General features: G+C 51.6%; 14 protein-coding genes. 9 read left to right on the top strand and 5 right to left on the bottom strand.

Annotation, left to right across the window (positions count from 1 at the left end; genetic code table 11):
- Positions 1–163: 163 nt before the first annotated feature.
- The 4 genes from C162_RS11365 (at position 164) to C162_RS11350 (ending at position 5,645) form a co-directional block, all read left to right on the top strand.
- The gene (locus tag C162_RS11365) at positions 164–616 is read left to right on the top strand and encodes a MarR family winged helix-turn-helix transcriptional regulator (RefSeq protein ID WP_036694430.1); all 453 of its coding nucleotides are present in this window, start codon (positions 164–166) and stop codon (positions 614–616) included.
- Positions 613–3,771, top strand: coding sequence for an MMPL family transporter (locus C162_RS11360; RefSeq protein WP_036694429.1), 3,159 nt, complete (start codon positions 613–615; stop codon positions 3,769–3,771). Before C162_RS11365 ends, C162_RS11360 begins: the two co-directional genes overlap by 4 nt.
- A 201-nt stretch (positions 3,772–3,972) precedes the next feature.
- A complete protein-coding gene (locus C162_RS11355) occupies positions 3,973–4,506 on the top strand; it encodes a sigma-70 family RNA polymerase sigma factor (protein ID WP_036694427.1) in 534 nt (177 codons plus the stop codon).
- A complete protein-coding gene (locus C162_RS11350) occupies positions 4,503–5,645 on the top strand; it encodes a DUF4179 domain-containing protein (RefSeq protein WP_036694426.1) in 1,143 nt (380 codons plus the stop codon). The genes C162_RS11355 and C162_RS11350 overlap by 4 nt, the downstream gene beginning before the upstream one ends.
- A 72-nt stretch (positions 5,646–5,717) precedes the next feature.
- Here C162_RS11350 and C162_RS11345 read toward each other — a convergent pair whose 3' ends face one another.
- Positions 5,718–6,389, bottom strand: a complete 672-nt coding sequence (locus C162_RS11345; RefSeq protein WP_036694425.1) for a tetratricopeptide repeat protein — start codon at positions 6,387–6,389, stop codon at positions 5,718–5,720.
- 272 nt (positions 6,390–6,661) lie between these two features.
- On the opposite strand from C162_RS11345, the gene C162_RS11340 reads away from it, so the two are divergent.
- The 3 genes from C162_RS11340 to C162_RS36610 all read left to right on the top strand — a co-directional run bounded on the left by C162_RS11340 (position 6,662) and on the right by C162_RS36610 (position 8,420).
- A complete protein-coding gene (locus C162_RS11340; protein ID WP_036694424.1) occupies positions 6,662–7,663 on the top strand; it encodes an aldo/keto reductase in 1,002 nt (333 codons plus the stop codon).
- Between the two features lie 36 nt (positions 7,664–7,699).
- Positions 7,700–8,062, top strand: a complete 363-nt coding sequence (locus C162_RS11335) for a hypothetical protein (protein ID WP_036694423.1) — start codon at positions 7,700–7,702, stop codon at positions 8,060–8,062.
- 199 nt (positions 8,063–8,261) lie between these two features.
- On the top strand, positions 8,262–8,420 hold the full coding sequence (locus tag C162_RS36610) for a hypothetical protein (RefSeq protein ID WP_200869198.1): 159 nt from the start codon (positions 8,262–8,264) through the stop codon (positions 8,418–8,420).
- A 281-nt stretch (positions 8,421–8,701) separates the two neighbouring features.
- Here the strand turns inward: C162_RS36610 and C162_RS11330 are convergent, their stop codons facing one another.
- Complete coding sequence (locus C162_RS11330; RefSeq protein WP_036694422.1) at positions 8,702–9,007, bottom strand: HNH endonuclease signature motif containing protein; 306 nt, start codon at positions 9,005–9,007, stop codon at positions 8,702–8,704.
- Between the two features lie 3 nt (positions 9,008–9,010).
- Positions 9,011–9,223, bottom strand: coding sequence for a hypothetical protein (locus tag C162_RS11325; RefSeq protein WP_036694421.1), 213 nt, complete (start codon positions 9,221–9,223; stop codon positions 9,011–9,013).
- Positions 9,224–9,440: 217 nt separating this feature from the next.
- Between C162_RS11325 and C162_RS11320 the strand changes: the two genes are divergently transcribed.
- The gene (locus C162_RS11320; protein ID WP_036694420.1) at positions 9,441–9,653 is read left to right on the top strand and encodes a hypothetical protein; all 213 of its coding nucleotides are present in this window, start codon (positions 9,441–9,443) and stop codon (positions 9,651–9,653) included.
- A gap of 42 nt (positions 9,654–9,695) precedes the next feature.
- Here C162_RS11320 and C162_RS34315 read toward each other — a convergent pair whose 3' ends face one another.
- A complete protein-coding gene (locus C162_RS34315; protein WP_051493400.1) occupies positions 9,696–10,280 on the bottom strand; it encodes a thermonuclease family protein in 585 nt (194 codons plus the stop codon).
- A gap of 17 nt (positions 10,281–10,297) precedes the next feature.
- Complete coding sequence (locus tag C162_RS35940) at positions 10,298–10,735, bottom strand: hypothetical protein (RefSeq protein ID WP_051493399.1); 438 nt, start codon at positions 10,733–10,735, stop codon at positions 10,298–10,300.
- A 199-nt stretch (positions 10,736–10,934) separates the two neighbouring features.
- Here C162_RS35940 and C162_RS11310 point away from each other — a divergent pair, with 199 nt between their 5' ends.
- Entirely contained in the window at positions 10,935–12,296 is a 1,362-nt protein-coding gene (locus C162_RS11310) for an ABC transporter substrate-binding protein (protein WP_036694419.1), read from the top strand.
- Positions 12,297–12,392 lie beyond the last annotated feature (96 nt).

The following is a 12,392-nucleotide window of genomic DNA, read 5'->3' as shown; positions in this document are numbered from 1 at the left end:
TACGTGCGGGGTGGTTTTTTGCGTCCATGAAGCTTGTCCAATCGCTCTGCTGAAGAACAATGTAAAATTCATGAAAACCAGTTGACTTTTTATGAAAAGGACAATATAGTTTTACTGTGAAACAGTTCTACACGTGAACTAATATGAAAGGGCGGAGGCATCATTGAAGAAAGACGCAGAAGAATGGATTAACCGCTACGTAGATGCTTATATGGTCGTTACCAGGCAGATCAACTCGCGGCTCCGGGATATTTTTGAGGAAGGACTGACAACGGATCAATTCCTCATTCTCAGGCTGATCAGCGGGCAGGAGAGGTGTACCTCCACTTATCTGGCTGAGGCCGTAGCGGTCGGTAAAAGCTCAATCACGGCCATCATCAACCGGCTGGATGAAGCCGGAATGATTCAGCGGACCCGGGATGAGAATGACCGCAGGCAGGTGTATCTGACCATGACGGAGTACGGACAGAGCGTCTACACGAGCTCTGAGAAGCAGATGCAGCAGGTGATCTCCCCATACTTTTCCCACTTCGAGGAAGACAACATAGAGCAGTTTATTACCATGTTTGAGAAGCTGGCATTTCTGATGCAGGATACAGGGGGTAGAAGCAATTGAGAACGATTTTGAAGGCAAGATGGGCGGTTATCGCAGTGTGGGTGGCTGTGGCAGTAGTCTTATTCCTCACGGCTCCCGGCATGTCAGATCTGGTTCGGGAGAAGGGTCAGATCGCTGTTCCGGCTGGCTACACCTCTTCGCGGGCTGCGGAGATTATGAAGGAGGTCGCTGCGGCCAAGGACGGGGAGACGGTGCATCAGGTAGCCCTGGTGTTCCATAAGCCGGAGGGGCTGACGGCCGCAGACACCGAGAGTATTAAGCAGGGTGTGGAGAAGCTGGCCGGGAACAAGGATTCCCTGAAGCTCGGCACGATTACAGATCCTTTCTCTCAACCGGAGCTGAAGGATACGCTTATTGCCAAGGATGGCAAGACGATTATGGTCGCATTGTCGGTGCAAGGCGGAGAAGCGGCGGTCAAGGAGCTGCCGGCCAAGTCTGCTGAGCTGCTAAGTAACGTCACTGCGGAGCATTATATGACCAGCGAAGGGCTGATTACGGAGGATACGATTGCCAGCTCGGAAGCCGGTCTGAAAAAGTCGGAATACATCACAGTCGTGTTTATTCTGCTGATACTGTTCGTGGTGTTCCGTTCGTTCGTGGCTCCGTTCGTGCCGCTGCTGACGGTGGGGCTGAGTTATATCGTGTCCCAGTCGATTGTCGCGTTCCTGGTGGACCGCTTCGACTTCCCGCTGTCGACCTTCACCCAGATCTTCATGGTGGCTGTCATGTTCGGGATCGGGACCGATTACTGTATCCTGCTGATCAGCCGGTTCAAGGAGGAGCTTGCCCAGTCGGAGGATACACAAAGCGCCATTATCGCCACTTACCGGAAGGCTGGTGGAACGGTGTTCTATTCAGGGCTGGCGGTCTTTGTCGGCTTCGTGGCCATAGGCTTGTCCAAGTTCATGCTCTACCGTTCGGCAGTGGCGGTGGCGGTCGGCATAGCAGTGATGCTGCTTGCACTGGTAACGGTCGTGCCGTTCTTCATGGCGGTCCTAGGTCCTAAGCTGTTCTGGCCATCCCGCGGCAAGCTGGAGCACAGTGAGAGCCGGATCTGGGGAGCAGCCGGTTCGTTCTCGCTGAAGAGACCCTGGGCTGCGCTGCTGATCGTTGCTGCGGTTGTGGCACCGTTCCTGCTTACCTACAGCGGGAAGCTGAGCTTCAATAGCATGGATGAGATTGGGCCTAACTATGCCTCGGTCAAAGGGTTCAATATTATATCCGAGAGTTTCGGTCCGGGTGAATCCATGCCGGGCAAGATTGTCATCAAGAATGACGACCGGATGGACACTGCTGAATATATGGGACTTGCCGAGAAAATCAGCCGCGAGCTGGAAAAGGTGGATGGCGTTAAGGCTGTGCGCAGCATGTCCCGGCCTACCGGGGAACAGATTAATGACTTCCTGATTCCTACTCAGGTTGCTACGCTGTCGGACGGTCTGGATCAGAGCAGTGAAGGGTTAACCAAGATCCAGAGCGGGCTGAGCGAAGCAAGCAAGCAGCTGAAGGACAATGAGCCTAAGCTTGCTGAAGCCGCCTCGGGCAGTGCGAAGCTTACAGCAGGAACGGCTGAGCTGAAAAAAGGCATTGATGCGCTGGGCGCAGGCTTAACACGAATCGAAGAAGGAATCCGCAGCGGCGGGGCCGGAGCGGGAGAGATTAAAGCGGGCCTTGCGCAGGCGGCAGGCAGTGCAAAGCAGCTGGCACAGGCCAATGCCGCGCTGCTCGAAGGCTACAAGAAGATCGGCAGCGGCCTGACCGCGCTGAACGGGGGCCTCACCGGTCTGCAGACACAGCTTCAAGGCGTGGCAGATGCGCTTAACGGTCTGGGAGCTTCATTCACCGGACTGGAAGCCGCCTATCCGGAGCTGCTACAGGATGTGAATTATCAGACGATCAAAGGTACAGTCACGCAGAGCGGTAAGGGAGCTGCGGGCCTTGCCGGAGGACTGGGCCAGATCTCGGCCCAGCTGAGCGGGGCGGCGGCCGGATTGACGGAGGCCAACGCCGGGTATTCCAAAGCGGCAGCAGGGCAGGCAGCGCTGGCGAAGGGGCTGGATCAGCTGGTAGCCGGTATCGGCAAGCTGCAATCCGGGCTGAAGCAGGCGGCTGACGGCCAGGGGCAGATTGTCGGCAAGCTTCCGGCGATTACCACCGGGCTTACACAGCTCCAGGGCGGGCAGAAGCAGCTTGCCGACGGGTTCGGCGAGCTTACAGGCCAGCTTAGCCAGCTGACGGACGGGCTGACGCAAAGTGCGGACGGTCTGGGACAAATCACCGGCGGCCTAAGCTCGGCGCAGGATTACCTCAAGCAGATTCAGAATGCTAAGGATGATGAGCTGAGTGGTTTCCTGGTTCCGGCAGAGGCGCTCAAGGCCAAGGAGATGCAGCAGGTATTCGATACCTATCTGTCCGGGGACCGCAAAGTCATGACCCTGGATGTGGTCTTCGCCGGAAATCCATACAGCGCGAAGGCTATTGACAGTGTCGGACAGATTCAGGCAGCGGTGGACCGTGCCGTAGCCGGCACCAAGCTGGAGAATGCGGAAACGGCCATGAGCGGCGTGACCAGCACCTACAATGATTTGCAGACCATCTCCAATGAAGATTACACGCGTACGGTCATTCTGATGCTAAGCGGTATTTTCATCATCCTGGTGGTGCTGTTCCGTTCGATGATTATGCCGCTGTACATCATTGCCTCATTGTTAATCACTTACTTTACGGCGCTGGGCATCACGGAAGCGATCTTCGTGCACCTGCTGAACTATTCGGGAATCACCTGGACGACGCCGTTCTTCAGCTTCGTTATGCTGATTGCCCTCGGGGTAGACTACAGCATCTTCCTGATGGACCGCTTCAATGAGAACAAAACCTGGGATGTGCGTGAAGCCATCCTGCACGCCATGCGCAATATGGGGACAGTGATTCTCTCGGCTGTAGTGATTCTGGGCGGTACCTTCGCCTCGATGTACCCGTCCGGGGTCCTGTCGATGATGCAGATTGCGACGGTTGTATTGTCAGGTCTGGCGCTGTATGCGCTGGTCTTCCTGCCGTTCTTCGTACCTGTTATGGTGCGGATGTTCGGGCGGGCTAACTGGTGGCCGTTCCGTCCGGCGGCCGGGGACGATCACTCGAAATCACTGGATATGTAACGTTCTTCACTACAAGAGATGAAACAATAAAGAGCAGGCTTCCCGGTTATTTGGGGCCTGCTCTTTGGCTGTTTACAAAGAAAAATAAAAAATCACCGTGCCGATGTAACCTTATCGGCTTGTACATCATCTAAAGAGTATATGAAAGAAAGCACTGAATGGGGATGCGGCAGCTTCCCGGAAGAAGGGGGGCAATCATATTTGAACACCGGACAAGAGGATCTGGTCAGGCGTGCCCAGGCAGGTGACAGCGAGGTCTTCATCCAATTGGTGAAGAGTCAGGAGCGGCGGATGTACAGTATGGCCAAGTCCATGGTCAGGAGTGACGAGGATTGTGCAGATGCGATGCAAGAGACTGTACTGAAGGCTTTTAAAGCCATCTCAGGACTGAAAGAAGCGGCTTATTTCAACACATGGCTATTTCGTATTCTGATCAACGAATGCAACTTGATTCTGCGCAGACGGGAAAGGGTAGTCATCATGCCCAATCCGCCGGAGAGCGTACAAGCCATATCTTCGTCCGCAGAAGAGATAGATCTGCGCCAGGCCATTGGCAGGCTCGAAGAGATATCAGGGACCATTGTTAAGCTGCATTATTATCAGGGGTTAACCGTGCCAGAGATTGCCGGGCTGCTTGAGCTGTCAGAGAGTGCGGTCAAGACCAGGCTGCACCGCGCCCGCAAGACGTTACAGCAATCCCTGGAGCAACCTGTAGAAAGGAAGGTGAACGGATGAGCCAGCAGCGGTTGGAGATTAGGCTGGCAGACCTTCAGGAAGAGACTCTTCCTGAACTGCCGGAGCTTGTGCATCTGCGTATGGAGGAGACGTACCGGATCATCAGTGAAAAGGATGAGGCTGGCTTGGAGGCGGCTTCAGAGCATCAGGAGACGCTCAGACGTAAAAGAATGCCCCGGTGGCTGTCCCGGGTGATGATCAGTGCAGCATCTGTGGCCGGAGGGCTGGTGCTCCTGATTAGCCTGGGATTCATCTCCCCGGCCATGGCAGAGACCTTGAAGCAGTTACCGTTCATGTCAAGCGTATTCCAGCTTGCAGGAGATTCCGGGCTGCGTAAAGCAAACGAAGCAGGGTTAACCACAAATGTCCAGCAGACCGTTACACAGGACGGGATGACGCTAACCGTATCAGAACAAATGTATGACGGAAGCCGTCTGTCGCTGGTGATGACCCGGTCGAAGGGCGTGTATGCGCACAAGTCTTTTTCAGATACATGGGCTATCCCTGATCCAGAGACAGGCCGCCTTAACCGCCCCATGGATTTTTATGTAAACGGAGAGCTTGTTAATACGGGAGTGAAGATTGCACCCGGCGGGCAGGAGGCCTCCGATTCTGTCATTATTACAACTCTAAATTCAGGGAATTTGAAGTTTCCGGGCACCTTTGATTTCAAAATGTCTGTCTATCTTCCCGGGTTTGCCGACCCGTTCATTTTTGAGTTCCCCGTAACCCGCCAAGTATTGGAGGGCGTCGTTCTTACACCGGATATCCTGAAAACTCATGATCACATTAATCTGATGATTAAACGGCTGGAGGTAAGTACTACTTCAACTCTGCTGGTGGCAGAATTACAAGGAGAAGCCGGGGCGGGCATTCAGGCTATAGAAGCAAACATTCCGGACAAATATAAGGTGAATGGCCACTTCCCGGTCTATTTTGAGCTTTCAGACGAGCAAGGGCGGGAAGTTAGGGGACTCGGCGGCGAAGGCGGGACGGGCGAAGGCAATATCTTATCCTACACTTTTAATTATGAACCGTTTGAGACGATCCCGGCCCGCATTATCATTAAGCCTACCATTTGGAAAGATGGACAGAAGCGGTACATTCCTGAGCTGGAGATCACTGTTCCGGTAAAATAGCATATAAAAGCCTCCGGTCAGCAAAGGTTAATTTGCACCGGAGGCTATTTGCTTAGGAAGACCGGGATGAATTTACTTCAGCTTCGCAAAATAACTGCGCAGCGCCCAGCCGCGTTCCTGACGTTTCTTATACTTGGGCAGAGAGCGGTAGACAGCCAGCGATTCGTTAAAAGCAAGCTTGGCGTCCTCAGTCCGTCCCAGCGTCTTGAACATCGAGCCAGCCAGATAATAGGCTTCGCTGGAGGAGGATTGAATCTCCTGGAATTGGCTTACATAATGCAGCGCTTTGTCCTGGTCCACATGCCGGAAAATCTCGGCCAGACGCAGGTAAGGCTGCCCGTATTGCGCCCGGCGGTTGATGTCCAGCCCCTTAAGCATCTGCGCTTCGCCTTCGGGAAGCTGTCCCAGCTTGAGGTTGGCGTATCCCAGCTCCACCCAGTATTCAGCGGACGTCTCATAACGGTCAGCGATGGCGGTCAGCAGCTCCTTGGCCTCGCTGAAGCGTTTGCGTTCAATCAGCAGCCGGGCCAGATCGAATCTGGCGGTTACATCGTTCGGGTTCTGGGCAATGGTCGTCCGCAGCTTCGACATCTGACGGCTGCGGCGGAATGGCTTGGAGAAGCTGGGCAGAATGCCGACATAACGGCGGTCCAGGAAATAGAGAACGACAAGCAGGATGATCAGGGCCAGAATCGGATTACCGAGCAGCCGGTAGAGCAGCAGGAAACCTAGAATTTTAATCATGGATATGAATTCCCTCCGTTACGTGTGTGGTTCGATTGCGCTTCCTGCAAGTTGGATATGAATAGACAGGGTAATTATACCATATCATCCTTTTTTGAAGCCACGCAAAAAAGAGTCACGGTGCGCTCGTTCGTTAGACCGGGACGATCGGTGGGACTCTTGCTTCTGCCCTGCACAGCTGTAATTGACAGCCTGCCTTAGAAGTCATAAGCTTTGTGTACAGTTAAATTGTTTCATGGCTATATTAGCTCTTACAGAAAGAAGGATGAAACATGGACACATTGGCAAGCAAGGTCCAGCTGCGTCCCCTGGGACGCTCTGAGCTGTCTGTATCACCGCTAGGTCTGGGCTGCTGGCAGTTCAGCCGGGGCAGCGGAATCGTAGGCCGCTACTGGAGCAACATTACAGATGAGGATATTCTGGATATTGTGCGGGTCAGCCTGGAAGGCGGCATGAACTGGGTGGATACGGCAGAAATCTATGGCGGCGGCAAATCTGAGCAGGCGCTGGCTCATGTGCTGGATCAGCTGCAGAAGGAGGGCAGTCCCCATGCGGCTCCGCTGATTGCGACCAAATGGTGGCCGATGCTGCGGACGGCAGGCTCAATTACCTCTACTATCGGCCAGCGCATCGCCTGTCTGGGCGGTAGAGGGATTGATCTCTATCAGATCCATCAGCCGTTCTCGTTATCCTCCATTGCCAGTGAGATGAAGGCGATGGCAGGACTGGTGAAGGCCGGCAAAATCCGTTATGTCGGAGTGAGCAATTATTCCGCCAAGCAGATGACAGAAGCGCACCGGCTGCTGAAGACCTACGGTCTGTCGCTCGTATCGAATCAGGTCAAATATAATCTGCTTCACCGGAATATCGACCAGAATGGTCTCATGGCGGCTGCTAAGGAGCTGGGAATCTCGATCATCGCGTATTCTCCGCTTGAGCAGGGCATCCTGACCGGCCGCTTCCATAATGATCCTTCACAGGTGGCTGCCGTCTCGCGTTCCCGGCGGATGATGTCCGGCCTGGACGACAAGAGCCTGGCCCGCAGTAAGCCGCTAATCACTTCGCTGACTGCGCTGGCTGACAAATACGGGGTTACTCCAGGGCAGATCGCGCTGAACTGGCTGATTCATTATCATGGCGACACTGTAGTTGCGATTCCCGGCGCGTCCAAGGCCCGCCATGCGCGGGAGAATGTCGGTGCCATGAGCTTCCGGTTGGAGCCGGGGGAGCTGGAGCTGCTGAACGAGGCTTCCTGGGCAGCCTTGAAGAAGTAACCTGTAAGGAACCCATAAGTCTGGTGGTGAACACAAATGAATGAGAAGCATTGGCTCGTGGTACAGTATCCCTTGAAGAGCGTCAAGGGAAGCAAGCGTGATGAATGGCTTAGAGACAAAGTAACCGATTACTTGAATCTGTTCCTGGCGGATGCCGAACTTGGTTATGTGGATGGCTTTGATATGGGCAAGAGTATGGCTGACCCGGCCAAATATGTGCTTAATCTATTCTGCGTAGTGACAGATGAAGCCCGCGGAATTGCTCTGGTTAAGAGAGTCTTAAAAGATCACAGGCTCGACTATACTCGCATCACCATCGCCACGATGCCTTTTGAGGGCGGAGGAACGTATATGCTGAAATATGCCTCTAAGAAAGGCGTGACTGATTTTTCGTTGTAGCCATTATTTAGTAGAGCTGATGAATGAATAGAATGATACTCAGCGGCGGACCCGGACTTTGATTTTCAAGTCCGGGTCCGCTATTTCCATTTTTCTGAGATGAAACTGTTTAGGACTGGAAAGAGCAGGTTATATAAGGGATAAGATACTTCGCACTCACGCAAATAAGGTGAAGATTATGGAAGGAGGTTGAACTTCAATGAGTATGAGCGTACATAACCTTATGGCTTTTAATCATCAGTTTTTTAGACCTCAGCCTGTTGTCCATCCCAAAGCGCAGAGACAGGAAGACAAAGTCCAGAGCTTTCAGGAAGTCCTTAACGAGAAGCTAAGCAACTATGGCGACATGAAGAAATAAGCAATGGTGCAGCAGAACTATTTTCCACAGAAGATCTTGCAGCAAATCATAGAGCCTTCAGCAAAAGCAGCAAAAAGGTGCCTCCCGGAACTCGGAAGGCACCTTTTTTGTTGTTTAGGAAAGTATAGTTTTCTCCTTTTGTGGACAAGGTGCGTGTGGATTAGTGGATAAGAGGTGCGGCATATGTCCCAAATGTATGCGGAAAACAGTATACATTCGGTGCTGGGCGAAGGTAATCCTATTCACCTCGAAGCACTTGCTTCATCCTGCTTCCCAGCAGATTAGCGTTTGCTTCGTACGCGCTTTGATTTGCGCAGCTTCGGTTCGGAGCCCGGTGCCTGCCGCATGATCCATCTCAGATAAGCGGCAATCTGCGGGTCGCTCCGCAGGCTGTCCAGTGTCGTAAGGCCAAGAACAACGAGATCGCTGTTGGTATACAGGGCATGAATCTGCCGGTGGCAAGCGTTGCACAGAAGGGCAGTCGGGAGCAGGCTGCCGCCTTTCTTGCGGGGGATCAGATGGTGAACGGTAGTTGCAAGAGGAGAACGGCCGCACAGCTCACACGTGTCCAAGGCCCGGGCAGTCATCTCTTAAGGCCGCACTTCAAAGAATTCACAGCGGCTGCGCGAATAATAGGTTAGATCACTGACCCGCGACTGGATCACAACATCCGAATCGGTGAACCGCACTATAGTAGCGCCGGAATTCACCAGATGGTCATCCTGGAAGACGCGGACGGGCAGCTTGTGGTCAATCGCTTCCTGCAGATCCTGATCAGTGAGTAGTGGTCGGTTGATGGGCATGGGATATAAATCTCCTTTAGATTGGGATAACTGCTGCTTCAGCAATTATATCATTTGATAAATTTTAGTTCGACCTATGAAGGAACTGAATGCTAGTAATATTGTGGTTTTATTCCAGATTAGTGTTGTTAAGTAAGGGAATTGAAAATATAATATTCGTAAGTTTGTTCGTTTCAATACATTAGTTTTGAAGAGTGAAAACGGGAGGGGGACATTCGTGAGTAAGGTCGTATTACTAATTTCAAGTGTCGTTGTAGGTGTGCTTATAATGATATCACCAGGATTTATCACTGGGCATACTTTCGGCTCAACACAATACCAAGGTAGCCTCTATATTGCTGAGTTTGTTGTAAGAAGTTTGGCTTTAATTATTGGATTGATGGTCATATACGATGGAATCAAATCCTTTTTTAAAAAGACAGGAAAATAGATCACAATAACAAAACCCCGGATCGTAATTCCGGGGTTAAATCTATTCACACGCCACTCCGTCACCCTCTCGATCAAGCTTTCTAGAGTATCCAGGCTCTCCAGCATAGATCGGCGCAGCACCGGCTGCTCTCACGGCTGAACAGTTCTTGTAGTAAACCTCTTGAACTGGTTGCGGGGTTGCTTTTGGTTTCGGTTTTTTAGTAGCGGTAGGCTTAGGTGTGGCTGTAGGCTTAGGTGAAGGTTTAACTCTGGCAGTGGGCTGGATAGTAGCTTTAGCCACAACGGTATCATCATATCCTTTATCAGTTGCGTAATCTTTTAAGCTCCATATCCCTAATTTTGCTGCTTGAGCTTTTTTCTGGATTGACCTGAAATGATCAACATTTTTCACATTCGGCTGAAAGACAGCGACTCGTGCAAGACCTTTCTCCAGCAGCAATTCATTTACCATTTTATCATCAACATAGGCGTAAGCAAGGATACGTCCGTACTGGTCACGTTCGGATACATCGAATTCAAGTCTGACTGTATGATCCTTAAGCAACTTTGTTGTAAACGCACTCGCCTCTGGCCCGAAGGGCTGTACAGGTTTTATTTCAGGAGTGTCGATTAGGATGAGCCGCACCTTTTCAGACTTTCCATCTAATTTGACTGTGAAGGTATCACCATCAGTAACTGCGGGACCTTTGCTTCAATGGTTTTTGCATTCATAGACAAGCTGGTAAGTTCAGCATTCTTCTTAGTGGTTTCAGATTTAAGTACATAAGTGTCAAGAACTTCCGTGTGGTCATCAGTCTTATTAGCAGCTTGTTCCAAGGGAGAGGCTTTTGGAATTGCAATCACGAACAAAATAAAAAATATAATAAACATAACAGCAGAATACTTGGTAATTGTTTTTCGATTTCCCCAGCGAACAATGGTCGGCTTAAACATGCCAACGAACCAAAAAATAATTACAGCAAGTGAGGTAAGAAGAAAGTTCATCCCTAAGGCTTCTCTCAAGGACATGCCTGTAAAAATAGCAATTTCTAATAAAGCGATGATTCCGATGGAAATTAGAAGCTTTTTTGATCTAAACATTAAAATCCCCCTTTGTACGTCTACCTTTTAAACTATCGGTAATTTACAAATATTTGTAAATAATGTAATGATAAAAACTCTCCAGTTTTAGAATCGTAAGTATTTCCACCATAAATCAGCAATATGCCTCCTCAAAAAAAACAGTGGCCTACGGTACACTAAATCTTGTAAAAGAAACCTTTGAGAGGGGTACAGAGGAATGAAAAAAACAAAGAGCCTGGCGCTGGCGCTGGTCTCCATCATGCTCATGAGCTCACTTGCAGCATGCGGAGGAAGTAACAACGGCGGGAACAAGGCTGCAGAAGGAAATTCGGGTAACAAGGGATCAAGCACAGCAGCACCGGCAGCTGAAGGAGACAAGGCAGAGTCCGCAGAGAAGGTGGAGCTGTCGTTCTGGACGCTGGGCAATGTGAACTACGAAGAGCTGGCTGCTGCCTACACCAAGGAACACCCTAACGTAACCATTAAAATTCAGAATACCGGTGACCAGACGGCCCACCACAACAATCTGACCACGGCACTCTCGGCGGGTTCAGGCGCACCTGACATTTTCCAGCTTGAGATCGGTTTCATGGAACGCTTTCTAGGAGCCCAGGACAAATTCTATAACCTGAATGACCTCGGAGCCAAAGACATCCAGGCCAACTATCTCGACTGGAAATGGAAGCAGGCTTCCTCCATCGACGGCAGCTTCCAGCTCGGACTTCCGACAGATATCGGCCCGACAGTAGTCTACTACCGCACTGACCTGGCTGAAGCAGCCGGACTGCCAAGCGATCCTGAAGGATTCGGTGCGGCCATTGATACATGGGACAAATTCGCCACTGTAGCAAAAGCATTCAAAGACAAGACGGGCAAGTATTTCTCCGACCTGACCGATCTGACGTACAATGCGCTTCGTGACCAGTCGGCGGACGAGATCTATTTCAGCAAAGCAGACGGCAGCTTCATCGGCGATACCAATCCGCAGGTGAAGAAGGCGTATGACTTTACCGTTAAAGGCATTCAAGAAGGCTGGATCAGCAATGTAATGCTCTGGTCGCCTGAATGGGGCCAAGGCATGAACGATGGATCGTTCGCCGTCGTGATGGGCCCGGCCTGGATGGCCGGCAATATCAAGAGCAACGCGCCGGACTCTTCCGGCAAATGGAGAATTGCCCAGCTTCCTGAGGGCGCAGGTAACTGGGGCGGTTCGTTCATCACGCTGCCGAAGGAAGGCAAGCACTCCAAGGAAGCATATGATTTCATCCAGTGGCTCGTGAACAAGGATAACCAGCTGGAATCCTTCAAGACCAAAGGCCTGATGCCTTCTATTCCTGCCCTGTACGAAGATCCTGCGTTCGTAGATTTCAAGGATGACTTCTTCGGCGGACAGCAGACGGCGGTGGAATTCGGCAAAGCGGCTAACCGCGTGAAGCCGGTATACTACGGACCGCTGCATGACCAGACCGATACCTTCTTCAAGAATGCGCTGAAAAACGTGCTGGAGAAGAAAGCCGATCCGGCCAAAGAGTGGGACGATGCTGTGAAGCAGGCGAAAACGCTTGCAGAACGCGGCTAAGCTGTAATTCGCGGGGAACAGGCTTCCCCAAATGTCCGGATTCACGGAGTATTCCCTCTGTGAATCCGGATTTAGATATGAATTCCCTGGAGGTGT

This window comes from Paenibacillus sp. FSL R7-269 (assembly GCF_000517865.1).
Lineage (GTDB): Bacteria > Bacillota > Bacilli > Paenibacillales > Paenibacillaceae > Paenibacillus_AQ.
Note: the sequence above shows the minus strand (reverse complement) of the source record. Positions and strands in the feature narration are given on the sequence as shown.

Excerpts from the sequence above, each read along its gene's own strand:
- C162_RS36610 (WP_200869198.1), top strand. The coding sequence starts at position 8,262 with ATGAGTATGAGCGTACATAACCTTATGGCTTTTAATCATCAGTTTTTT.
- C162_RS11330 (WP_036694422.1), bottom strand. The coding sequence starts at position 9,007 with ATGACTGCCCGGGCCTTGGACACGTGTGAGCTGTGCGGCCGTTCTCCT.
- C162_RS11310 (WP_036694419.1), top strand. The coding sequence starts at position 10,935 with ATGAAAAAAACAAAGAGCCTGGCGCTGGCGCTGGTCTCCATCATGCTC.
- C162_RS11350 (WP_036694426.1), top strand. The coding sequence starts at position 4,503 with ATGAGCCAGCAGCGGTTGGAGATTAGGCTGGCAGACCTTCAGGAAGAG.
- C162_RS11335 (WP_036694423.1), top strand. The coding sequence starts at position 7,700 with ATGAATGAGAAGCATTGGCTCGTGGTACAGTATCCCTTGAAGAGCGTC.
- C162_RS11345 (WP_036694425.1), bottom strand. The coding sequence starts at position 6,389 with ATGATTAAAATTCTAGGTTTCCTGCTGCTCTACCGGCTGCTCGGTAAT.
- C162_RS11340 (WP_036694424.1), top strand. The coding sequence starts at position 6,662 with ATGGACACATTGGCAAGCAAGGTCCAGCTGCGTCCCCTGGGACGCTCT.
- C162_RS11325 (WP_036694421.1), bottom strand. The coding sequence starts at position 9,223 with ATGCCCATCAACCGACCACTACTCACTGATCAGGATCTGCAGGAAGCG.
- C162_RS35940 (WP_051493399.1), bottom strand. The coding sequence starts at position 10,735 with ATGTTTAGATCAAAAAAGCTTCTAATTTCCATCGGAATCATCGCTTTA.